General features: G+C 70.6%; 21 protein-coding genes. 6 read left to right on the top strand and 15 right to left on the bottom strand.

Translation table 11 applies throughout. The annotated features are described in order from the left end of the window. Position 1: 1 nt before the first annotated feature. On the bottom strand, positions 2-1,498 hold the full coding sequence (locus ACZ7NC_RS04655) for a phosphatase PAP2 family protein (RefSeq protein ID WP_471484844.1): 1,497 nt from the start codon (positions 1,496-1,498) through the stop codon (positions 2-4). Between the two features lie 75 nt (positions 1,499-1,573). On the opposite strand from ACZ7NC_RS04655, the gene ACZ7NC_RS04650 reads away from it, so the two are divergent. Both ACZ7NC_RS04650 and ACZ7NC_RS04645 read left to right on the top strand, forming a co-directional pair. Beyond that, the gene (locus tag ACZ7NC_RS04650) at positions 1,574-2,233 is read left to right on the top strand and encodes a histidine phosphatase family protein (protein ID WP_471484843.1); all 660 of its coding nucleotides are present in this window, start codon (positions 1,574-1,576) and stop codon (positions 2,231-2,233) included. Positions 2,234-2,286: 53 nt separating this feature from the next. Continuing rightward, entirely contained in the window at positions 2,287-3,906 is a 1,620-nt protein-coding gene (locus tag ACZ7NC_RS04645; RefSeq protein WP_471484841.1) for an ABC-F family ATP-binding cassette domain-containing protein, read from the top strand. Between the two features lie 16 nt (positions 3,907-3,922). Here ACZ7NC_RS04645 and ACZ7NC_RS04640 read toward each other — a convergent pair whose 3' ends face one another. Beyond that, positions 3,923-5,038: a baeRF2 domain-containing protein gene (locus ACZ7NC_RS04640; RefSeq protein WP_471484840.1), complete on the bottom strand. Its 1,116-nt coding sequence runs from the start codon at positions 5,036-5,038 to the stop codon at positions 3,923-3,925. A gap of 58 nt (positions 5,039-5,096) precedes the next feature. Here ACZ7NC_RS04640 and ACZ7NC_RS04635 point away from each other — a divergent pair, with 58 nt between their 5' ends. Beyond that, positions 5,097-5,381: a DUF6158 family protein gene (locus ACZ7NC_RS04635; RefSeq protein WP_471484929.1), complete on the top strand. Its 285-nt coding sequence runs from the start codon at positions 5,097-5,099 to the stop codon at positions 5,379-5,381. Between the two features lie 57 nt (positions 5,382-5,438). Here ACZ7NC_RS04635 and ACZ7NC_RS04630 read toward each other — a convergent pair whose 3' ends face one another. The 4 genes from ACZ7NC_RS04630 to ACZ7NC_RS04615 all read right to left on the bottom strand — a co-directional run bounded on the left by ACZ7NC_RS04630 (position 5,439) and on the right by ACZ7NC_RS04615 (position 9,032). Continuing rightward, complete coding sequence (locus tag ACZ7NC_RS04630; RefSeq protein ID WP_471484838.1) at positions 5,439-7,532, bottom strand: catalase; 2,094 nt, start codon at positions 7,530-7,532, stop codon at positions 5,439-5,441. Next, entirely contained in the window at positions 7,532-8,086 is a 555-nt protein-coding gene (locus ACZ7NC_RS04625; protein ID WP_471484836.1) for a type 1 glutamine amidotransferase domain-containing protein, read from the bottom strand. The genes ACZ7NC_RS04630 and ACZ7NC_RS04625 overlap by 1 nt, the downstream gene beginning before the upstream one ends. 85 nt (positions 8,087-8,171) lie before the next feature. Further along, entirely contained in the window at positions 8,172-8,591 is a 420-nt protein-coding gene (locus ACZ7NC_RS04620) for a CBS domain-containing protein (RefSeq protein ID WP_471484835.1), read from the bottom strand. Between the two features lie 45 nt (positions 8,592-8,636). Next, complete coding sequence (locus tag ACZ7NC_RS04615) at positions 8,637-9,032, bottom strand: DUF2795 domain-containing protein (RefSeq protein WP_471484834.1); 396 nt, start codon at positions 9,030-9,032, stop codon at positions 8,637-8,639. A 130-nt stretch (positions 9,033-9,162) separates the two neighbouring features. On the opposite strand from ACZ7NC_RS04615, the gene ACZ7NC_RS04610 reads away from it, so the two are divergent. Beyond that, entirely contained in the window at positions 9,163-9,297 is a 135-nt protein-coding gene (locus tag ACZ7NC_RS04610; protein ID WP_471484832.1) for a hypothetical protein, read from the top strand. A gap of 54 nt (positions 9,298-9,351) precedes the next feature. Here the strand turns inward: ACZ7NC_RS04610 and ACZ7NC_RS04605 are convergent, their stop codons facing one another. The 7 genes from ACZ7NC_RS04605 to ACZ7NC_RS04575 all read right to left on the bottom strand — a co-directional run bounded on the left by ACZ7NC_RS04605 (position 9,352) and on the right by ACZ7NC_RS04575 (position 16,267). Beyond that, positions 9,352-10,341, bottom strand: coding sequence for a zinc-dependent alcohol dehydrogenase family protein (locus ACZ7NC_RS04605; protein WP_471484830.1), 990 nt, complete (start codon positions 10,339-10,341; stop codon positions 9,352-9,354). Further along, on the bottom strand, positions 10,338-11,225 hold the full coding sequence (locus ACZ7NC_RS04600) for a carbohydrate ABC transporter permease (RefSeq protein WP_471484828.1): 888 nt from the start codon (positions 11,223-11,225) through the stop codon (positions 10,338-10,340). Before ACZ7NC_RS04600 ends, ACZ7NC_RS04605 begins: the two co-directional genes overlap by 4 nt. Next, the gene (locus tag ACZ7NC_RS04595; RefSeq protein WP_471484827.1) at positions 11,222-12,181 is read right to left on the bottom strand and encodes a carbohydrate ABC transporter permease; all 960 of its coding nucleotides are present in this window, start codon (positions 12,179-12,181) and stop codon (positions 11,222-11,224) included. Before ACZ7NC_RS04595 ends, ACZ7NC_RS04600 begins: the two co-directional genes overlap by 4 nt. Positions 12,182-12,261: 80 nt before the next feature. Further along, positions 12,262-13,617: an ABC transporter substrate-binding protein gene (locus ACZ7NC_RS04590; RefSeq protein ID WP_471484825.1), complete on the bottom strand. Its 1,356-nt coding sequence runs from the start codon at positions 13,615-13,617 to the stop codon at positions 12,262-12,264. An 86-nt stretch (positions 13,618-13,703) separates the two neighbouring features. Further along, positions 13,704-14,465, bottom strand: coding sequence for a DeoR/GlpR family DNA-binding transcription regulator (locus tag ACZ7NC_RS04585; RefSeq protein WP_471484823.1), 762 nt, complete (start codon positions 14,463-14,465; stop codon positions 13,704-13,706). A gap of 345 nt (positions 14,466-14,810) precedes the next feature. Next, positions 14,811-15,407, bottom strand: a complete 597-nt coding sequence (locus ACZ7NC_RS04580) for an NADPH-dependent F420 reductase (RefSeq protein WP_471484821.1) — start codon at positions 15,405-15,407, stop codon at positions 14,811-14,813. Positions 15,408-15,448: 41 nt separating this feature from the next. Continuing rightward, a complete protein-coding gene (locus ACZ7NC_RS04575) occupies positions 15,449-16,267 on the bottom strand; it encodes a 3'(2'),5'-bisphosphate nucleotidase CysQ (protein WP_471484820.1) in 819 nt (272 codons plus the stop codon). Between the two features lie 137 nt (positions 16,268-16,404). On the opposite strand from ACZ7NC_RS04575, the gene ACZ7NC_RS04570 reads away from it, so the two are divergent. Beyond that, positions 16,405-17,310, top strand: a complete 906-nt coding sequence (locus ACZ7NC_RS04570) for a LysR family transcriptional regulator (RefSeq protein ID WP_471484819.1) — start codon at positions 16,405-16,407, stop codon at positions 17,308-17,310. Between the two features lie 14 nt (positions 17,311-17,324). Here the strand turns inward: ACZ7NC_RS04570 and ACZ7NC_RS04565 are convergent, their stop codons facing one another. Further along, positions 17,325-18,494 (bottom strand): PucR family transcriptional regulator, encoded by a 1,170-nt coding sequence (locus tag ACZ7NC_RS04565; protein ID WP_471484928.1) that lies wholly within the window; start codon positions 18,492-18,494, stop codon positions 17,325-17,327. A 164-nt stretch (positions 18,495-18,658) separates the two neighbouring features. Here ACZ7NC_RS04565 and ACZ7NC_RS04560 point away from each other — a divergent pair, with 164 nt between their 5' ends. Further along, positions 18,659-20,146, top strand: a complete 1,488-nt coding sequence (locus ACZ7NC_RS04560; RefSeq protein ID WP_471484818.1) for a long-chain-fatty-acid--CoA ligase — start codon at positions 18,659-18,661, stop codon at positions 20,144-20,146. A 54-nt stretch (positions 20,147-20,200) separates the two neighbouring features. Here ACZ7NC_RS04560 and ACZ7NC_RS04555 read toward each other — a convergent pair whose 3' ends face one another. Further along, positions 20,201-20,329, bottom strand: coding sequence for a hypothetical protein (locus tag ACZ7NC_RS04555; RefSeq protein ID WP_471484931.1), 129 nt, complete (start codon positions 20,327-20,329; stop codon positions 20,201-20,203). Positions 20,330-20,659: the final 330 nt, after the last annotated feature.

Raw genomic sequence — 20,659 nt, 5'->3', positions numbered from 1 at the left:
ATCAGGAACCGCCGGGCAGCGGACGGTAGACCGTCAGTGCCTCCGGCAGCTTCTCCAGCGTGACCTCGCCGCCCACCTCGGTGACCTCGCCGTCGTACGCGAGCAGCGCACCCTGGGTGACGCCGGTCAGATGCAGCCGGCCGACCTGGACCGCCGCATGGGCCGGGGAGCGGGTCAGCGGGCCGGCGACGGCCGCCGCGAGCAGGCGCAGAGCGGGCCGTCGGCCGCCGTGCACGACCCGTACGTCGAGCACACCGTCCGCGAGGTTCAGCCGTCGTGCGGGGGCGAGGCCCAGCCGGTGGTAGGTGCCGTTCCCGGCGAACAGCAGCCACAACGGGTGCGCACGGCCCGCGACTTCGGCGTGCAGCGGGTGGCGTTCACGGCGCAGGACGCGCAGCGCCGCGAGCACCCCGGCGGGCCAGGCACCGACCACCGACGAGAAGCGGTCGCGCTCACGCACCAGCTCCGGATACACGCCCAGGCTGCAGGTGTTGAGGAACAGGCCCTGCTGCCCGTCGCAGCTGAACCGGCCCACGTCCACCCGCACCGCGTCGCCGCGCTGGAGGGCCCGGCTCAGATCGCGCTCGTTCTCCACGCCCAGGTCATAGGCGAAGTGGTTCAGCGTGCCACCGGGCAGCACCGCCAGCGGCAGGCCATGGCGCAACGCGATCTCCGCGGCCGCGTTCACCGTGCCGTCGCCGCCGCACACCCCGAGCACCCGGGCGCGGGCCGCCGCCTTGCGCAACTCGGTCCGGACATCCTCCGGTTCGCACTCGACCAGCTCGGCGCGCGGCAGCAGGTCGAGCAGGGCGTGCACCCGCTCGGCGGTGCCCGACGCCTTGTTGGCCACCATGATCAGGCCGTCCCCCTCCGTCAGCGCCGGAACGTCCGTACGCGGCCGGGCCGGCGGGACCTGCCGGTCACGCGTGGGCACCATGCCCCGTACGGCGAACGCGGCACCCGCGCCCAGTGCCGCGCCCGCCAGCACATCGCTCGGGAAGTGGACGCCGGTGTACACCCGCGACAGCGCGACCGACCAGGCGATCGGCGCCACCACCAGGCCCCAGCCCGGCGACTCCAGGGCGACACCGGTGGCGAACGCGGCCGCCGACGCCGCGTGACCGGAGGGGAACGAGGTGGTGATCGGCTGCCGCTTCAGCTGCCGGACCAGCGGTACGGGATCCAGTACGGGGCGGGGGCGGCGCACGGACCGCTTGCCGAGGGTGTTGATGGTCAGCGAGGCCAGGCTCAGCGAGGCCAGGCCCCGCACCGCGGCCCGGCGGGCCCGTGGCGTCCGGCTGACGGCGATCGCCGCGGCCGTGGCGAACCACAGCACGCCGTGGTTCGCGCTCCGGCTCAGCCGTGGCAGGACCCGCTCGGCATACGGCCAGTGCTGCTCGGCGGCGAACTCGAACAGCCGGGAGTCGAGGGCGAGGAACCGGTCCCGCAGGGTGTGCCGGCCGGGCTTGAGGACGGTGAGGTCGACGTCTGGGCTCATACAGGGCTGGGTACCCTGAAGTGGCCGATTGCTGTCCGGCAGGCGGTGAGCGACACACGGAGGAACCCCCAGCACATGCGCCTGCTCCTCATACGCCACGGCCAGACCCCGTCCAACGTGGATCACCTGCTGGACACGGCCGTCCCCGGACCGGGTCTGACCGCGCTCGGCGAACAGCAGGCCGCCGCCCTGCCCGCTGCGCTGGCCGACGAGGACATCGACGCGATCTACGTCTCCACCCTCACCCGCACCCAGCTCACCGCCGCCCCGCTGGCCGCCGCGCGGGGTCTGCACGTGATCGTGCGGGACGGCATCCGTGAGCTGTCCGCCGGGGACCTGGAGATGCTGCCCGGTGAGTCCGAGCAGGGGCAGCTCTACATGAAGACGGTGTTCGCCTGGGCGGACGGCGACACGGAGCTGCGCATACCGGGCGGCGAGAGCGGTGCGGAAGCGCTGGCGCGGTATGACGCCGTGGTGGCGGAGGCCGCGGAGAGCGGTGCTCGGGCCGTCGCCATGGTCAGCCACGGTGCGGCGATCCGGATGTGGACGGCGGCGCGGGCGGTCAATGTGGACGTACCGTTCTCGGCCGCGCATCCGCTGGACAACACGGGAGTGGTGATCCTCGAAGGATCGCCCGCGGACGGCTGGAAAGCGCTGGCGTGGGCCGGGGCGGTCGTGGCTCCCGCCGGGGACAGCGGGCCGGCTGGGGAGGTCGTGGACGGGGACGCGCCATAGGCCTGCGATAACGGTTTGCCCGCTCCCGCCCCCGACCCGCAGAATTCGGCTTCATGGGACATCTGGAAGCCGCGCACCTCGAGTACTACCTCCCCGACGGGAGGGCGTTGCTCGGCGACGTGTCCTTCCGGGTCGGGGAAGGCGCCGCCGTGGCGCTGGTGGGGCCCAACGGTGCCGGCAAGACGACCCTGCTCCGGCTGATCTCCGGTGAGTTGAAGCCGCACGGCGGCACCGTCACCGTCAGTGGCGGGCTCGGCGTGATGCGGCAGTTCGTGGGGTCCGTACGGGACGAGACGACCGTACGTGACCTGCTGGTGTCGGTCGCGCCGGCCCGGATCCGCGAGGCGGCGAAGGCCGTCGACGCCGCCGAGCACGCGATCATGACGGTCGACGACGAGGCCGCCCAGCTGAAGTACGCGCAGGCGCTCTCCGACTGGGCCGAGGTGCGCGGCTACGAGGCCGAGACGCTGTGGGACATGTGCACCACCGCGGCCCTCGGGGTGCCGTACGACAGGGCACAGTGGCGTCAGGTGCGCACCCTGTCGGGCGGCGAGCAGAAGCGGCTGGTGCTGGAGGCGCTGCTGCGCGGCCCGGACGAGGTGCTGCTGCTCGACGAGCCCGACAACTACCTCGACGTACCCGGCAAGCGCTGGCTGGAGGAGCGCCTGAAGGAGACCCGCAAGACGGTCCTCTTCGTCTCCCACGACCGTGAACTCCTCGCCCGCACGGCGGAGAAGATCGTGTCGGTGGAACCCTCGCCGGCCGGCGCGGACGCCTGGGTGCACGGTGGCGGCTTCGCCACCTACCACGAGGCCCGGCGCGCCCGCTTCGCCCGCTTCGAGGAACTGCGCAAACGCTGGGACGAGAAGCACGCCCAGCTGAAGAAGCTGGTGCTGACGCTCCGTCAGGCCGCCGAGAACAGCCCCGACATAGCCTCCCGCTACCGCGCCGCGCAGACCCGGCTGCGCAAGTTCGAGGAGGTCGGCCCGCCGCCGGAGCCGCCGCGTGAGCAGGACATCAGGATGCGGCTGAAGGGCGGCCGTACCGGAGTGCGGGCCGTCACCTGCGAGGAGCTCGAACTCACGGGCCTGATGAAGCCGTTCTCCCTGGAGGTCTTCTACGGCGAGCGCGTCGCCGTCCTCGGCTCCAACGGCTCCGGCAAGTCGCACTTCCTGCGCCTGCTGGCCGGGGACGACGTGGCGCACACCGGGGCGTGGAAGCTGGGCGCGCGTGTCGTGCCCGGCCACTTCGCGCAGACGCACGCACACCCCGAGCTGCTCGGCCGCACCCTCCTGGACATCCTGTGGAAGGAGCACGCCCAGGACCGGGGCGCCGCGATGTCCCGGCTGCGCCGCTACGAGCTGACCAACCAGGCCGAGCAGACCTTCGACCGTCTCTCCGGCGGACAGCAGGCCCGCTTCCAGATCCTTCTGCTGGAGCTGGAGGGCGTCACGGCCCTCCTCCTCGACGAGCCGACCGACAACCTCGACCTGGAATCCGCCGAGGCCCTCCAGGAGGGCCTGGAAGCCTTCGAGGGCACCGTCCTGGCCGTCACCCACGACCGCTGGTTCGCCCGCTCCTTCGACCGCTTCCTGGTCTTCGGCAGCGACGGCCGGGTGCGGGAGACGGCGGAGCCGGTGTGGGACGAGCGGAGGGTGGAGCGGGCCCGCTGAAGCCGCATCGCTGGGCTCACGCCCAGCGCAACAGCGCCCCCAGGCCGCCCACCGGCGCGTCCTGCCGCACCGACTCGACGGCCGGCGTCACCGACACGGCACCCGCACCCGTGGCCACCGCGCAGCGCATCAGCGCATCGTCGGCACGCGCCGACCACGAGTGCTGTTCGCCGAGGATCCTCAGGTCCGTACGCCGCACCGCCAGCTGGTCCGGATCCTCACCGATCCACACCTCACGGTGCGCGTCGGCACCGTCCGGATGAATCAGCAGTTCGTCGATACGGTGCTCACGCGCGGCCTCGATCAGCGCCGGCACGCCCTCCACCGCCCCGGCGCGTCCCTCACCGTTCGGGTCGCGCGCCGCCAGGAACCGTTCCAGCTCGCGCGCCGCCCGCTGCCGTACATGCTCCGCGCGGGCCCGTTCGACGTCCTCGTCGAGCAGCCTGCTACCGGTGCCGTGCGGAGCCTCGACGGCCAGGTCCTGCAGCCGCCGCGGCAGCCGTTCGCGCACGGTCCGCCGCTCCCGGTCCTCGCCGACGAGGATCAGCAGATCGGCACGGGTCTCCTCCTGGCAGACGGCGAGCGCGTCGGCGATCTCGGCGGCGTTGTGCTCCCAGGTGTTCTCCACCCTCAGCTGGAAGTGCCGCTCGGACCAGTCGGCCGTGCTCGTACGGTGCAACGGATGCCGTCGGCCCGTGACCGAGCCGGCGTCCTGCCGGCCCAGCGCGGTGCGCAGCTCGAACGCGGCGCCCCTGCGGTCGACGTAGGCCACCACGCACACCGGGTCCTCGCCGGCCAGCTCCAGCAGCGGCGTGGTGTGCGGCAGCGGGGCCCAGTGGGCGCTGTCGGGCTGCGGGGCGCGGGCCAGCGGCGGATCCAGGACTACCTCACCCGCACGGGCGAAGATCGCGCGGCCGTGTGGCTCGGACGAGTGTTCCAGGTCCTCCAGCGCACTTCGCACGGCCCGGCAGGTCGCGTCGTCGCAACCCTGCTCGGACAGCTCCTGGGAAAGGGCCTGAGCCGTCAGGTGCCGCTCATGCGGCGTGTCCTCCGTATGCCGGGAGGTACCGACGTAGACGGAGGCCCAGGGCCCGAGGTGTTCGTACAGTGGATGCAGAAAGGCGAGATCCATGACTGTCTCCCCTACACCGATCGGGGGCTATGTGCTCCCCGGCGGGTACCCGGACCGCATGGTTGAACACGACGAGCGGGGCACCACCATGACCGGAGTCGACCCCGGCCGGCTGGACGACACACAGCTCATGAAGGAGCTGGAGACCATCCACCGGACGCGCCACGACACGCTGCTGTACGGCTCGAACGACGCGCTGCGGGCCCACAACGAACGGATGGCGCAGCTGGAGGGCGAGTATCTGCGCCGCAACCCGCGCCGCACCGTGGCCGCGGGCCGAACCCGCGACGGCGCCCGCGACCGTACGGCGGGCAACCCGGGGTCCACGGCTCCACCGGAATGACCTGAAGCCGCGCCCACGGACGGGGCACGCGCGGCACGTGCACATGCCCCGTCGGACTCAGCGGCGCACCGGCGGCCGGCCCCAGTGGCGGTGGGCCGCCAGGGCCGCCGTGAACGCCCGCAGGAACTCCTCGCTCGCCGGGCCGGGCGAGGTGTCCGTCACCACGCCCTGGTCGGCCACCGGATGATGGAACTCGGCGGACAGCCGCACGCCCTCCGGCTCCAGGGACGACAGCACACCCACGCCCGAACCGAGCGCGGCCACCGGCTTGCCGTGCCGGTAGGCATCCCGCACAAAGCGCATCGCGTCCTGGTCGGCGGCCGTGTCGGGGGTGTCCGCGGGGCCGCCGGGCACCACCACGGCGTCGTACAGCACGGACGCGACGGTGGGCAGCGCGCGGTCGACGGCGAACCGGTCACCGTCGGCGCCGGTCACCTCACCGTCCGTCGGCGCCAGCGCCTCGACGATCGCGCCCTCGGCCGTCAGCGCGTCACGCACCGACGTGATCTGCGCGATGTCGACGCCTTCGGCCACGAGGACCGCGATCTGCCGGGTGCGGACCGAGCCGTCGCCGCGCAGGGACTCGATGCTCAGCGCGGGGGAGGACAGCTTGTCCGCCACCTCCGCCCCGGACGGATCCGGAACCCCGACGCCGCGCGCCACCTGGCGCGCCAGGTCGGAGTTCACCTTGGCGAGATGCTCGACCGTGCGGGCCCGCACCTCCTTCGAGCCGACCTTGCCGAGCTCGAACCGGAACGCCGCCACGATGTGCTGCTTCTCCCAGTCCGCCATGCTGTTCCAGAACATCGCGGGCTGGCTGTAGTGATCCTGGAAACTCGGGCTGCGGCGCCGGATCTTGGCGCCGTCGACCCGTTCGGCGTAGTGCGTGTACGCGCTCCCGTCGACACCGGCGTGCGCGGGGCAGCCGCCGCCGAGGGAGGTCGGGAAGTAGTTGGTGCCCCGGTGGATCGCGCTCTGGTGGTAGCCGTCGCGCTGGTTCGTGCGTACGTCCGCCACCGGCCGGTTCACCGGCAGCTGGGCGAAGTTGGGGCCGCCGAGGCGTATCAACTGGGTGTCCAGGTAGGAGAAGTTGCGGGCCTGGAGCAGCGGGTCGTTGGTGAAGTCGATACCGGGGACGACGTTCGCGGTGTGGAAGGCGACCTGTTCGGTCTCGGCGAAGAAGTTCTCCGGGTTGCGGTCCAGCACCATCCGGCCGATCGGCCGTACCGGCACCTGCTCCTCCGGAATGATCTTCGTGGCGTCGAGCAGGTCGAAGTCGAACGCGAACTCGTCCTCCTCCGGGACGAGTTGGACGCCCAGCTCCCACTCCGGGTACTCACCGGCCTCGATCGCGTCCCACAGATCCCGCCGGTTGAAGTCCGGGTCACGCCCCTGGCACTCCTGCGCCTCGTCCCACACCAGCGAGTGCACGCCCAGCCGGGGCTTCCAGTGGAACTTCACGAACGTGCCCTTCCCGTCCGCGTTCACGAACCGGAAGGTGTGCACGCCGAAGCCCTGCATCATGCGGTAGCTGCGCGGGATCGCCCGGTCCGACATCAGCCACATGATCGCGTGCAGGGTTTCCGGCTGGAGCGACACGAAGTCCCACAGGGTGTCGTGCGCGGAGGCGCCGGTGGGGATGTCGTTGTGCGGCTCCGGCTTCACCGCGTGCACGAAGTCGGGGAACTTGATGCCGTCCTGGATGAAGAAGACCGGGAAGTTGTTCCCGACCAGGTCGTAGTTCCCCTCCGACGTGTAGAACTTGGTCGCGAATCCGCGCACGTCCCGCACGGTGTCCGCCGAGCCCTTCGGCCCCTGCACGGTGGAGAACCGCACGAACACCGGGGTCCGCACGGACGGGTCCTGCAGAAACGCCGCGCGGGTGAACTCCGCGCAGGACTCGTACGGTTCGAAATAGCCGTACGCGCCCGCGCCCCGCGCGTGCACCACCCGCTCGGGGATCCGCTCGTGGTCGAAGTGGGTGAGCTTCTCCCGGAAGTGGAAGTCCTCCATCAGCGTCGGCCCGCGTTCGCCGGCGGCGAGCGAGTCGTCGGTGTGGTCGACCGTCACGCCCTGGTCGGTGGTGAGCGGCCCGGCGGCCGGGTCGTCCGCCCGAAACCTCTCCCGCTGCTCCCGCTTGCGGTCTCCCATCAGACGGCCTCCTTCTTGGACTCCCTGGCGAACACCTCGAGGAACGTCTCGCAGAACGCCTTCAGGTCGTCCGGCTTACGGCTGGTGACCAGCTGGTTGGGGCCGTGGTCGCAGATCCGCACCTGCTCGTCGACCCAGGTGCCGCCCGCGTTGCGGATGTCCGTCCGCAGACTCGGCCAGGAGGTCAGCACCCGGCCACGTACGACGTCCGCCTCGATCAGCGTCCACGGGGCATGGCAGATCGCGGCGACCGGCCGGCCCTGCTCGAAGAAGTCCCGCACGAACGCGACGGCCTTGCTGTTCATCCGCAGATAGTCAGGGTTGGCGACCCCGCCGGGCAGGACCAGCCCGCCGAAGGAGCCGGCCGACGTCTCGCCCACGACCTCCTGCACGGGGAACTTCTCCGCCTTGTCGAGATGGTGGAACGCCTGGATGGTGCCCGGCTTCGTCGACACGAGCACCGGCTTGTGGCCGGCGTCCACCGCCGCCTGCCAGGGATCGGTGAGCTCGATCTGCTCGACGCCCTCGGGCGCGGTCAGAAAAGCGATACGCATGATGTCTCCACGTCCTTCCGTGGCCCGTGACGGGCCTCGTCACTGGGGCGGGTCGGCGGGTCGTGCGCTCTTGGCCCCGCGCGCCTCACTCGTCCGGGGCGGCGCGGCTGATCTCGGCCAGCGCTGAGCCGGGGTCCTGGTTCTCCGCCAGGTCCCCGAGGCTGACGACGCCGACCGGCAGGCCGTCCTCGACGACCGGCAGCCGCCGTACGGCGTGCTCACGCATCAGCGCGACCGCGACGGACACCCGCTCGCCCGGACCGATCATCACGGGGTTGCGGGTGCACACCGCCCCGGCGCTCACCGTCAGCGGATCGGCGCCGTCCGCGACCGCCCGTACCGCGATGTCACGATCGGTGAGCACACCCAGCACGTCCTGCCCGTCGGCCACCACGACATCGCCGATGTCCTGCGTCCGCATCAGCTGCGCCGCCTCGACGAGTGAGGCGTCCGGGCGGACGGCGACCACGCCCGGGGTCATGACGTCCTTCACGAATTCAGCCATCGGCGGCCCTTCCCGCGTCTGTCCGGCCGGTACGCGTACCGACCGCTAGGCGTTCCCGCGCCGGGCCGGCCGCCCGCCCCCGGTCAGGGCCTCGGCCAGCTCCTGGACGTTGGTGTAGCGCGCCGAGCGCGGAAGCCGCTCCACCGACTCGACGAGGGTGTCGGGCGCGTACTCGCGGCGCAGCTCACCCGCCAGTTCCTGGGGGCTCGCCGGGAAGGCGCCACGGCCCAGGTTCCGCGCCAGCTCCAGCCGGACCGTCGCCAGGGAGGCCGCCCCCGGCGCCACCGGCCCGCCCGCGACCTGCGGATCGTCATCGGCGGACGGCTCCGGATCGTGCCACTCCTCCGTCCGCGTGGGATGCCCGGACCGCAGCAGCCCCTGGAGCTCGTGCTTCATCTCGTCGTCGCGGTGGACGCTCAGCCGGTCACTGCCTCGCTGCATGACTCCCTCCAGATCCTCGGAACTGCGCACCGCGTACCCGATGAGAAGGGGCCGACACAGGGTTTGCACTCCGGAAGCGGGGAGACCCGGATGGGCACCCCCCGCGAAAATTCTGGGGAAGGACCAGATCATGGCACTGCTCGCTGTGCTTCTTCCGCTCGTGATGCTCGGTGTGGTGCTGGCACTGGGGCGGTACGAGGATCTGCTGCTGCCGCCGGGGCAGCAGGACGAGGACCTGCGGGAAAAGGCGGCGCTCGGCCACTGAGTCCCGGGTCCCCGCCCGCTGCCGTCACCTGTGCACACACCTTTCAGGCGCAGGTCAGGGCAGTACGACGATCTTGCGCCCCTGGCCGGCCGCGAACTGGGCCAATGCCTGGGGATACTCCGTCAGTGGCAGCCGATGGCTGATGAACACCTGCGGATCGAGCACCCCGGTGGCGAACAGTTCCGCCGCGCGTTCATAGCTGTGCAACACCGCCATGGAGCCGGTGATCGTGATCTCCTGGTTGTAGATGCGGTACGGGGAGATGGTGGCCGTCGTCGCGTAGTCGGAGACCCCGAACTGCAGGAACGTGCCGGCCTTGGCGACCCTGTCCAGGCCGTCCTGGATGGCGGCGGCGTTCCCCGTCGCGTCCACGACCACGTCCCAGCCACCCGCCCGCCCCAGCTCGTCGGCCGAGGGCGCCGTCCGCGAGCAGCCCAGCTTCTCGGCCGTCGCGAGCCGCTCCGGGTTGACGTCGACGACGTCCACCGAGGAGGCGCCGGTGCGCTTGGCCAGCTCCAGCATCATCAGGCCCATCGTGCCGCTGCCGTAGATCAGCACATGGGAGCCGATTCTGCTGTGGAGCACGTCGTAGCCGCGCACGGCGCAGGACAGCGGTTCGATCAGGGCCGCGTCCTGGACGTCCACGTGGTCGGGCAGCCGTACGCAGTTGGCGACCGGTGCCACGGCGTACTCGGCGGCGCCGCCGGCCACGGTCACGCCGATCGCCCGCCACCGGTCGCACAGGTTGTTGCGGCCGGCCCGGCAGTAGCGGCACTCGTTGCAGTACAGCGAGGGGTCCACGGCGACCCGGTCGCCGAGGGCGAGTTCGGTGACCTCGCTGCCGAGGCCCACGACCTCGCCGGCGAACTCATGGCCCGGTACGACCGGCAGGGTCGGCGCGAACTCGCCCTGGAGGATGTGCAGATCCGTCCCGCACAGCCCGCAGGCCGCCACGTCGACCACGACTTCGCGCGGCCCCGGGGTGGGGTCGGGCACCGTGGTGACGGTGACCTTTCCGGGGGCTTCGATGACAGCGGCTCTCACTTGACTGCTCCTAGGGACAAGCCCCGGACCAGTTTGTCCTGGGCGGCGAATCCGGCGATGAGGACCGGCAGGGAGACCAAGGTGGCGGCGGCGCAGAGCCGGGCGAGGAACAGGCCCTCGCTGGTGATGAAGCCGACCAGGAAGACCGGTGCGGTCGACGCGTTGGTCGCGGTGAGGTTGACGGCGAACATGAACTCGTTCCAGCTGAAGATGAAGCAGATCAGCGAGGTCGCGGCGAGTCCCGGCATGGCGACCGGTGCGACGATCCGCAACAGCACGGTGGGCAGGCCGGCGCCGTCGACCTCGGCGGCCTCGAGGATCTCCTTGGGCACCTCGGCGAGGAACGAGCGCATCATCCACACCGCGATCGGCAGATTCATGGCGGTGTAGAGGATGATCAGCGTCCACACGTTGTCCAGCATCCCGGCGTCCTTGACGATCAGGTACACCGGCAGCAGGGCCGCGATGGCCGGCAGGAACTTGGTGGACAGGAAGAAGAACATCACGTCGGTCCACTTCTCGACCGGCTTGATGGACAGCGCGTAGGCCGTCGGCACCGCAAGGGCGAGCACGAGCAGCGTCGAAATGACGCTTGCCATCGCCGAGTTGAGAAGGAACGGGGTGATGTCCCGGCTGAACAGCAGCTTGTACTGGTCGAAGGTGACCGGTGCCAGCGGACTGGGCGGGTTGGTCGCCGCGTCCGCCTCCTGATGGAAGGAGGTGAGCACCATCCACGCCACGGGTGCGAAGAACGCCAGGGTGGCGAGCCAGGCGACGAAGGTCCACAGCGGTGACAGCCGGGGCGTACCGCCGCGGTCGTCGTGGCGGCGGACGAGCTTCCTGAGCCTCGCGCCGGGTGCGGCGACGGCTGCGTGAGTGGTCATCGGGACACCTCCTCGCGGAACAGCGACGCGATGGTGCGCAGCGCGAAGGTCGCGATCACGATCGAGCCGAGCACGACGACCACGCCGGCGGCGGCCGCCTGGCCGTACTCGTACTTGCGGAACATGGTCAGGTAGATCTCGTAGGGCAGGTTGGTGGTCTGGGAGCCGGGCCCGCCCTGGGTGATGGTGTAGACCGCGTCGAAGGTCTGCACGACGTAGATCGTGCCGAGCAGGACGCCCAGCTCGATGTACTGGCGCAGATGCGGCAGGGTGATGAAGCGGAAGGTCGCCATGGCCGACGCCCCGTCGACGCGGGCCGCCTCCAGGACGTCACCGGGCTGGGCCTGCAGACCCGCCAGGATGATCAGCATCATGAACGGCGTCCACTGCCAGACCAGCGAGACCACCACGGCGGGCATGGGGTAGGAGGACACCCAGTCGATCGTGGGGCCGTTCTCCGCGCCGAACAGGCGGTACACGGCGTTGAGGGTGCCGTTGAGCAGACCGTAGTCGGGGTTGTAGATGGCGTGCTTCCACAGCAGCGCCGCGGCGACCGGCATGACGAGGAACGGCGCGATGAGCATCGTCCGCGCCAGACCCCGGCCGAGGAACCGGCGGTCGAGCAGCATCGCCAGGCCCAGGCCGAGGACCACGCTGATGAGGACCACCGAGGCGGTGAGTACGACGGTGTTGAGGACCGCCGTGCGCAGCCGCTCGTCGGTGAAGACGAACGTGAAGTTCGACAGGCCGACGAAGTGCCGCTCGCCCGGTTTGAGGACGTTCCACTGGAAGGTGGAGATGACGAGCGTGGCCACGAAGGGCAGTTGTGTGACGACGACGGTGAAGACGAGCGCCGGCAGCAGCGGAATGCGGCGCCGCCACCTGTTGACGCCGGTGGACGTGCGCGGGCGGCTGGGTGGTGGTGCTGTCCTGGGCGGAGCGGTGAGCGTGGTCATGGCGGATTCCTCTGCCGGTGAAGGCGGGGGTGGGGAGGGTGCCCGGCCGGGGGGAGGACCGGCCGGGCGGTTCCTGCGGGTCACTGGTAGTTCTTCGCGACGTCCTCGGCGAGCTTCTGGCCGTCGTTCAGTGCCTTGTCCACGCTGGTCTTGCCGGCGATGGCGGCGGAGATCTCCTGGGTGACCTTGGTCCCCAGATCCTGGAACTCGGGGATGGCCACGTACTGGACGCCCACCGTCGGCCTGGGCTGGACACCGGGGTTGGCCGGGTCTGCCTGCTCGATGGACTTCAGGGTGATGTCACCGAACGACGCGGCAGCCTTCTGGTACTGCGGGATCTCGTAGGTGCTGGCCCGCTTGCCGGCCGGGACGCGCGACCAGCCGAGCTTCTCGCCGACCAGCTTCTCGTAGTCCTTGCCGGAGGCCCACAGCATGAACTTCGAGGCGGCGTCGGCGTTCTTCGTGGTCTTGGGCATCGCCCACGCCCAACTCCACAGCCAGCCGCTGCTCTTGGTCTGCGCGGTCGGCGCGTAGGCGTAGCCGACATGTCCGGCGATCTTGCTGGAGCTCGGGTCCTCCAGCGATCCGGCCGCGCTGGTCGCGTCGTACCACATCGCGACCTTCTTCTGGCTCATGGCGTTCAGGCACTCGGTGAAGCCGGCCTGCGCCGCTCCCGCCTCTCCGTGCTTGCGGACCAGATCGACGTAGAAGTCCGTCGCCTTCTTGAACTCGGGGGTGTTGACCTGGGCCTTCCAGTCCTTGGTGAACCAGGTGCCGCCGAAGGTGTTGACCACGGTGGTCAGCGACGCGCCGAGCTCGCCCCAGCCGGCCAGGCCCCGCAGACAGATGCCCCGCATCCCCGGCTCCGCGCCGTCGACCTTGGCCGCGATGTCGGCTATCTGCTGCCAGGTCGGGCGCTCGGGCACCGTGATGCCCTTCGCCCGCATGACGTCCTTGTTGTACATGAGGAAGGAGGACTCGCCGTAGAACGGCAGGGCGTAGAGCTTGCCGTCGGAGCCGGACAGAGACGTGACCATCGGCTTGAGCAGGTCGGCCGTGTCGAAGCCCGCGTCCTTGTCGGCGTAGGAGCTCAGTTCGTGCAGCCAGCCGTTCTTCTGCCAGATGGGGACCTCGTAGGCGCCGATCGTGGCGACGTCGTACTGGCCGGCCTGGGTGGCGACGTCCTGGGTGACCTTGTCGCGCAGCTCGTTCTCGGGAAGGACCGTGAAATTCACCTTGATGCCGGTGTCCTTGGTGAAGGTGTCCTTCGTCAGCTTCGCGATGTCCTCCATCTGCGGATTGCCGACCATCAGCACGTTGATGCTCTTGCTGTCGCCACCGGAGCCCGACGTGCCGCCCGCCCCGCTGCAGGCGACAAGCAGCGAGCCCGCGGCCGCCGCCGCGGCGAGGACATGGATCATTCTTCGTGTACGCATGACTGACTCCAGGGATGTGTTGCGAGGGTGTGCGGAACCAGGCCCCGGACGTGCGGGGGTGGTGGGGTACGGAGATGAACCGCGGCTCAGACCCGGATGACCTCGGGGCCCAGCAGTGAGTAGCGGTGTGCCTCGGAGGCGGGCAGCCCGGCATCGGTGACGATCGCCTCGAACTGTGTGACGTCCGCGAAGCGGCAGAAGCTCACGGCGCCGAACTTCGTATGGACACCGGAGAAGACCCGGCGCCTGGCGGTCCTGAGGACCTGGGACTTGACCTCGCTGACCGCGGGGTCGGGGGTGGTGAGTCCGTACTCGCGGGAGATGCCGTTCGCGCCGACGTACGCCAGGTCGATGACGAGGCCGGCCAGCATCCGCGTGGCCCAGTGGTCCACCGTGGCCAGCGTCCCGCCGCGCACCCGGCCACCGAGCAGCAGGACGGTGATGTTCTCGGCGGAGGCCAGGGCACTCGCGGTGGCCAACGAGGAGGTGACCACGGTCAGTTGGCGGTCACGGGGGAGTGCGGCGGCGATGAGCTGCGGGGTGTAGCCCTCGTCGATGAAGACGGACTCCGCGTCCCCGAGCAGGTCGGCCGCGGCGACCGCGATCCGGGCCTTCTCGGGGACGTTCATGGTGGTACGGAAGGCGAGCGTGGTCTCGAAGCCACGGCTCTCCACGGGATGGGCGCCGCCATGGATGCGCCGCACCAGCCCGTGTCCCTCCAGGAGATTCAGATCGCGCCTCACGGTCTCCTTGGAGACCCCGAGGTCGGCTGCCAGCTTTCCGACGTCCACGGAGCCGGAAGAGCGTGCCCTTTCCAGAATTCCCCGTCTTCGTTCCTCGGCGTCCACGGCGACACCTCCGTTTCACGCTCGACGCGTCGTACCCGCGCCGGCTGTTTCCCGGAGCCCGTCCCGTTCGGCTTCGGTGGCCAAATTTCTACAAGGCGTTCGCCCGTACTGGCCAGGTTCGTCGTCGAGCGGTTCATGACCGAATGTGCCCGTTTCTCGCCCTGCACAGTCCCTGGATAGTGCCGTGGAGGGCTCGGTGGCGCGGGAGGTCATTGCCCGTTCGCCAATGGCCATGTGCCTGTTTGATGCCTGTTTGACGCCTGGCCTCGGGTCGGTTTCGGCCAGAGGCACCGGCGCCGGCACAGCAGTTGCCGGTCGCGGAGGGGCCGGTGCCCTGTGTGTGGATCAGCGGGCGATCGAGATCGCGAAGGGCGCCAATCCGTTGGACCGAATCAGGTGCGGTACGAACAGAATCGCTGCCTCCGTGGCGCGGGCGGTCTGGATCCCGCCGAGATCAGTGATCCACTCCTTGCGCCAGCCGAGGTCGACGAGCAGTTCACGGACGGTCTGTTTGGCCTGCGGGTCCTCGCCGGAGAGGAAGGCGTCCGGCGCCTGGGTGAGCGTGGCCGGCGCGGTCATCACCGTGAAGAGCATGGTGTTGAGTGTCTTGACGACGCGCGTTTCGGGGAGCGCTTCCTGGAGTTGCTCGGCGAGGCTCGAGCCGGGGTAGATCAGGTCGGCGGGCAGTCCGTCCGGTCCGTCGACGGTGGCGTTGGAGACGTCGACGAGGATCTTGTCGCGCAGTTCCTCGCGCAGCGCGACGAGCCGGTCCAGCGAGCCGGCGCCCGGGGTGGCGTTGATGACGATCCGGGCTGTCCGGGCAGCGTCGGCGGTGGCGCCCGGCGCGCGGTCCGCCACGGTCACCTCATGCCCTGCCCGGATGAGGGCTGTGGCCAGGTTGCCGCCGACGCGGCCGTTTCCGAGAACTGCGATCGTGGTCATGATGATCTGGTCCTTCCGTGTGTGCGGGTTGTGGTGCGCGGTCAGCGTGAGAGCGTGGCGACGGCCTCGGCGTGGACGCCGGGCGCGGCGGCCAGGAAGCTCTCGCTCTGCGGGGTCCAGGGGCGGCCCTCGGCGTCGGAGATCTGTCCGCCGGCCTCGGTGACGAGCAGCGCCCCGGGCAGCAGGTCCGCGCGGGCGCCGGCGAACTGCCAGAAGGCGTCGATCCGGCCGGCGGCCACGTTCAGCAGGTGCAGGGTCGCGGGCACGGCGGTGCGGACGACGAGCGCGTCGAAAAGCATTGCGGTGATGGAGGAGCCGACGCGCCGCACGACCTTCTCGTCCTCGTCCGGCCGGGCCTGGCTGGTGGCCACGATGCTCAGGCCGAGGTCCGCGGTCCGGGAGACATGCAGCGGCCGGCCGTCGAGGTGGGCGCCCGCGCCGGTGAGCGCGGTGTAGGTCTCCCCGGTCAACGGCAGGTGGACCGCGGTGAGCACCGGCTGGTTCTCACGCACGAGGGTGGCGGTCACCGCCCACTCCGGCAGGGCGTGCAGGTGGTTGACGTTGCCTTCGGCCGGATCCACGACCCACCACTCGCCGGGCGGCAGCGCCCCGCCGTCCAGCTCGTCCTCCACCCAGCCGGCGTCCGGGCGCAGGGCCGTCAGGCGGGGGCGCAGGATGTCGAGGGCCGTGTCGTCGTTGGCGGCGAGCGCGCTCATCAGCTCTTCGCGGCTCTGGTAGCGGACCACCTCGCCGAAGCGCTCGCGCAGCGCTGAACCGGCCTCGCGCACGGCGATCGCGGTCTGGTCGAGCAGGTCGGCGTCGGAGGCGGCTACGTCAGTGGTCTGAAGCGTTTCGGACATGGTGGTACTCCCGTGTGAGGAGGGGGGATGAGGCCGGTCGAACCGAGCTGTGCGTTCCGTCTTGCGCTCTCGTCTCGAAGGTATAGAGCCCCATCATTAACTTCAAATGCATGTCAAGCACGGCTAGGATTACTCACATGCAATTGGACTTGAACCTGCTCACCGCGCTCGACGCGCTGCTGGAGGAGGGAAGCGTGGCCGGGGCCGCCGCGCGCCTGCACGTCACCGCCCCCGCGATGAGCCGGAGTCTGGGCCGAATCCGGCGTACGACCGGGGATCAGATCCTGGTGCGCACCGGCCGCACGATGACCCCGACGCCGTATGCGATCGCCGTCCGGGAACAGGTGCACGAGCTGCTGCACCAGGTACAGGGGGTGCTGGCACCGAGCCGTGAAGTCGATCTGGCAACGTTGGAGCGCACTTTCACACTCCGCTGGCACGATTCCCTGGTCGCCTTGAGCGGCCCCGCACTGCTCGCGGCCGTGCGCGGACAGGCGCCGGGCGTGCGATTGCGCTTCGTCGCTGAATCGAGCATCGACACCCCCGAGTTGCGGCGCGGCGAGGTCGACCTGGAGGCGAACGCCAACCGCCCGAGCGCACCGGACATCCGTGCCGAGAACGTGGGGGAGACCCGCCTCGTCATCGTCGTGCGGCAGGGGCACCCCCTCACCCGCGTCAAGGCCGTCACCGCGAAGCGGTACGCCGCCGCTGAGCATGTGACCGTCTCGCGACGTGGAAACCTCAGCAATGCCCTCGACGACGCCCTCGCGCAGCTCGGCCTCACCCGCCGCGTGGTGGCGACCGCGCCCACGGAAGCTGCTGCGCTGGAGTTCGCGCGCGGCTCCGATCTCCTGATCAGCGTCCCCGAAGCCACCACGCGGTCAGCGGTCGCCGACCTCGGCCTGGTCGTGCTCCCCCTCCCGCTCGAACTGCCGTCGGCACCGATATACCTGTCGTGGCATCAGCGCTACGACACCGACCAGGCCCATGCCTGGCTGCGCGGACTGGCGCGAACCGCGCTGGCCATGTGCGGAGCGTCGTAGTCGACGCCGTCGGTCTACTGAATGACGTCACGGAATGACGCGCCCGCCCTGCGCACCGCCAGGAGCGCCGCGCCGATGTCCGCCGCCGCTCGCGGATCGGACAGGGAACGGCCCGTCAGCTCCTCGACGCGGCGCAGCCGGTAGCGGACGGTGTTGGGGTGGACGAAAAGACTCCGCGCCGCCTCCGCGGCGGAGCCGGCGGCGGCGTACCAGTGCTCCAGGGTCTCCAGGAGACGGGCCCGCTCCGCGGCCGGGAGATCGAGCAGGGGCTGAAGGACCACCTCCACCAGGTGCGCCGCCTCGGCCGGGGCGGCGGCGACGACCATGGCCAGCGGGTTGTCGTCGAACCGCGCGACGCCGGGGCCGGTGCCCTGGAGGCCGGCCAGAGCCAGACGGGCGAAGCGCAGAGCCTGGGGGGTGTCCTGCAGCGAGTGGAAGCACGGGCTGATGCCTACGCGGGCGCCCGCGCGGCGCAGGATGCGCAGGCAGGTGCTTTCCGCCGTCGCCGTGGGGAGGGCGGCCAGGCCGATCTGCTGGTCGGGCAGCAGCCGCCAGGCGAAGTGGATCTGGGCCTGACGCAGCGCCACTTCCGTCCCCGCCAGCGGCTCCTCGCCGGGAGCGTCGGCGGCCGCCGCGGCGACCACGTAGGGTCCGCGGTCGGGCAGACCCAGCTCGCGGGCGGCCTCCCACAGCGTGCGGTCGGCGATGACGCCGGTGAACAGCGCCTCCACCAGTGCCGAGCGGCGCGCCTGACGCCGCGAGGTCAGCTCGGCGGTCGTCTCCCGGTAGGCCGCCGCCACCGCCTCCGCGTAGCGGCCGAACAGGGCCCAGAACTCCGGGGACTGGGACACCAGTTGGGCGTCGGTGACCTCGGGATGGGTGCGTGCCTCGCCGAGGACCTCCGTCCACAGGAGCTCGAAGCCGATCCGGTACGCGTGCAGGGTGTCCGCCAGCGGCACGCCCTGCTCGGCACGGAGGCGGCCGGTCTCCCGGGCCGGGCTCGGGTCCTGCGCGCCCGCGCGGCCGAGCTGGTTCAGGAGCAGGTCCGCGTTGGCGGTGCACGAGCTGCGCAGCGAGTCGAAGGGGATCAGCGACTCGTCCTTGTAGGCATCGACATCCGAGCGGATGCGCTGCGCCATCCGCTCGCCCAGTTCCGGCAGCCTTGCATGAAGCGCCGAGACCACCCCTGAGAGGTCCATTCCCGCAGCGTATCGCCCCTGTTTTGTCCTCGGGAACAATTCGGGAGGTCAGACGCTGTCGTACCGCACATAGGTCCTCGCCACGGACGTCTGCACGATGTCGTCGATGTGAACAGCGAATTTCGACGGTGACGTTCGTGGAGGCGGTCATGGCCAATCTGGCTCAGTTCCTGGTGGAGACGGCACGGCGGCAGCCGGAACGCCCCGCGCTGCGGCTGGGGGACCAGGTCGTCAGCTACGCGGAGCTCGACGAGCGCAGCGCCCGCACCGCCGCGCTGCTGCGGGCCGGGGGCGTACGAACGGGAGACCGGGTCGCTCTGATGCTGCCCAACGTTGTCGAGTTCGTCGTCCTGTACTACGGCGTGCTGCGCGCCGGAGCGGTCGTCGTGCCGATGAACCCGCTGCTGAAGACCCGGGAGACCGAGTACCACCTGCGTGACTCGGGCGCGCAGATGCTCTTCGAGTGGCACCAGGCGCCGGGCGAGGGCGCGCAGGGCGCGGCCGCCGCCGGAGTGCGCCACATGGCCGTCGAGCCCGTCACCTTCGCCGGCCTGCTGGCCGGTCACGAGCCGCTGCCGGAGGTGAGCGAGCCGGACGACGAGGACGTGGCGGTGCTGCTGTACACCTCCGGCACCACCGGACGCCCCAAGGGCGCCACGCTCACCCACTCCGGGCTGCGGCACAACACCGAGGTCAACGCGGTCGAGGTGCAGCGGATGACGGCGGAGGACGTGGTGGTGGGCTGTCTGCCGCTGTTCCACATCTTCGGCCAGATCTGCACGATGAGCGTGACCGTCCGCGCCGGTGCCTCGCTCACCCTGATCCCACGCTTCGACCCGCAGACCGTGCTGGACGCCATCGCCCGCGACCGGGCGACGATCTTCGAGGGCGTACCGACCATGTACGCGGCGCTGCTCCAGCACCCGTCGGAGGCCGACGTGTCCACGCTGCGGATGTGCGTCTCCGGCGGAGCCTCGCTGCCGGTGGAGATCCTGCACGGCTTCGAGCGTCGCTTCGGCTGCGTGGTGCTGGAGGGCTTCGGCATGTCCGAGACCAGTCCGGTGGTCACCTTCAACCACCCCGACCGGCCCCGCAAGCCCGGATCCATCGGCACCCCGATCAAGGACGTGGAGGTGCGGCTCCTCGACGACAAGGGCCAGGACGTGACCCCCGGCGAGATCGGCGAGCTGGCAGTGCGCGGGCCGAATGTGATGAAGGGGTACTGGAACCGCCCGGAGGAGACGGCGGCCACCATTCCGGACGGCTGGCTGCGCAGCGGCGACCTCGCGCGCCAGGACGAGGACGGCTACCTGTACATCGTCGACCGTAAGAAGGACATGATCATCCGCGGCGGGTACAACGTCTACCCGCGCGAGATCGAGGAGGTCCTCCACGAGCACCCGGCCGTAGCGCTGGCCGCGGTGGTGGGCGTGGCCGACGCGCACCTGGGCGAGGAGATCGCGGCCGCGGTGGTACTGCGCCCCAAGGCGCAGGCCACCCCCGACGAGCTCCGGCAGTTCGTCAAGGAGAGGGTGGCGGCGTACAAGTACCCACGCGAGGTGTGGCTCGTGGACACGCTGCCGACCGGCCCCAGCGGCAAGATCCTCAAAAGGGAGATCAGCGCGCCGACGGGGTGAGGTCGATCGTCTCCGGCATCTCTCGCGCCAGGGCCCGGTCCTGGAACCGAATGGTCATCGCCTTCCATCGGCATCGACGACCGCGAGCGCGGCTCCCGTGATCTCCGCGTTCGCCTGCAGCCAGCGCTCGCGCAGCCGGGCCTCCTCGTAGAGGCGGGCGTTGTCGATGGCCACGCCACTCAAGGTCCAGCTCCCGGCCGACGGGCAGCACCGCCTCCAGCAGGCTGTGCGCCCGGTCGCGCGTGCCGCGGGCGGCGTCCAGCCGGGCCTCGAGCTCCTCCAGCAGCTCGTCCAGCCTCAGCTGCGGCAGCCGTACCCGGGCTTCCCGAGGCTCCTCGGCGCCCGTGGCGTGGGGCGGTTCGGGATCGGAGACGGATGTGGGCCCGCATCGGCCGGGTCGCAGCTCGGGTGCTTGGGCCGTTCGGCCCTGACATGGGGACGGCCAGCACATGCCGACCAGGCCCCTGTCGTCCGACGCTGGAGAGGAGTCGCGGCCCGACAGCCGGACCGTAC

The sequence above is a fragment of the Streptomyces sp. NPDC111802 genome (genome assembly GCF_055634335.1).
This window is presented reverse-complemented; position numbering and strand designations above follow the sequence as displayed.

What these genes read in the sequence shown, in the direction of transcription:
- ACZ7NC_RS04655 (WP_471484844.1), bottom strand. Translation starts at nt 1,498, where the DNA reads ATGAGCCCAGACGTCGACCTCACCGTCCTCAAGCCCGGCCGGCACACC.
- ACZ7NC_RS04650 (WP_471484843.1), top strand. Translation starts at nt 1,574, where the DNA reads ATGCGCCTGCTCCTCATACGCCACGGCCAGACCCCGTCCAACGTGGAT.
- ACZ7NC_RS04645 (WP_471484841.1), top strand. Translation starts at nt 2,287, where the DNA reads ATGGGACATCTGGAAGCCGCGCACCTCGAGTACTACCTCCCCGACGGG.
- ACZ7NC_RS04640 (WP_471484840.1), bottom strand. Translation starts at nt 5,038, where the DNA reads ATGGATCTCGCCTTTCTGCATCCACTGTACGAACACCTCGGGCCCTGG.
- ACZ7NC_RS04635 (WP_471484929.1), top strand. Translation starts at nt 5,097, where the DNA reads ATGGTTGAACACGACGAGCGGGGCACCACCATGACCGGAGTCGACCCC.
- ACZ7NC_RS04630 (WP_471484838.1), bottom strand. Translation starts at nt 7,532, where the DNA reads ATGGGAGACCGCAAGCGGGAGCAGCGGGAGAGGTTTCGGGCGGACGAC.
- ACZ7NC_RS04625 (WP_471484836.1), bottom strand. Translation starts at nt 8,086, where the DNA reads ATGCGTATCGCTTTTCTGACCGCGCCCGAGGGCGTCGAGCAGATCGAG.
- ACZ7NC_RS04620 (WP_471484835.1), bottom strand. Translation starts at nt 8,591, where the DNA reads ATGGCTGAATTCGTGAAGGACGTCATGACCCCGGGCGTGGTCGCCGTC.
- ACZ7NC_RS04615 (WP_471484834.1), bottom strand. Translation starts at nt 9,032, where the DNA reads ATGCAGCGAGGCAGTGACCGGCTGAGCGTCCACCGCGACGACGAGATG.
- ACZ7NC_RS04610 (WP_471484832.1), top strand. Translation starts at nt 9,163, where the DNA reads ATGGCACTGCTCGCTGTGCTTCTTCCGCTCGTGATGCTCGGTGTGGTG.
- ACZ7NC_RS04600 (WP_471484828.1), bottom strand. Translation starts at nt 11,225, where the DNA reads ATGACCACTCACGCAGCCGTCGCCGCACCCGGCGCGAGGCTCAGGAAG.
- ACZ7NC_RS04595 (WP_471484827.1), bottom strand. Translation starts at nt 12,181, where the DNA reads ATGACCACGCTCACCGCTCCGCCCAGGACAGCACCACCACCCAGCCGC.
- ACZ7NC_RS04590 (WP_471484825.1), bottom strand. Translation starts at nt 13,617, where the DNA reads ATGCGTACACGAAGAATGATCCATGTCCTCGCCGCGGCGGCGGCCGCG.
- ACZ7NC_RS04580 (WP_471484821.1), bottom strand. Translation starts at nt 15,407, where the DNA reads ATGACCACGATCGCAGTTCTCGGAAACGGCCGCGTCGGCGGCAACCTG.
- ACZ7NC_RS04575 (WP_471484820.1), bottom strand. Translation starts at nt 16,267, where the DNA reads ATGTCCGAAACGCTTCAGACCACTGACGTAGCCGCCTCCGACGCCGAC.
- ACZ7NC_RS04570 (WP_471484819.1), top strand. Translation starts at nt 16,405, where the DNA reads ATGCAATTGGACTTGAACCTGCTCACCGCGCTCGACGCGCTGCTGGAG.
- ACZ7NC_RS04560 (WP_471484818.1), top strand. Translation starts at nt 18,659, where the DNA reads ATGGCCAATCTGGCTCAGTTCCTGGTGGAGACGGCACGGCGGCAGCCG.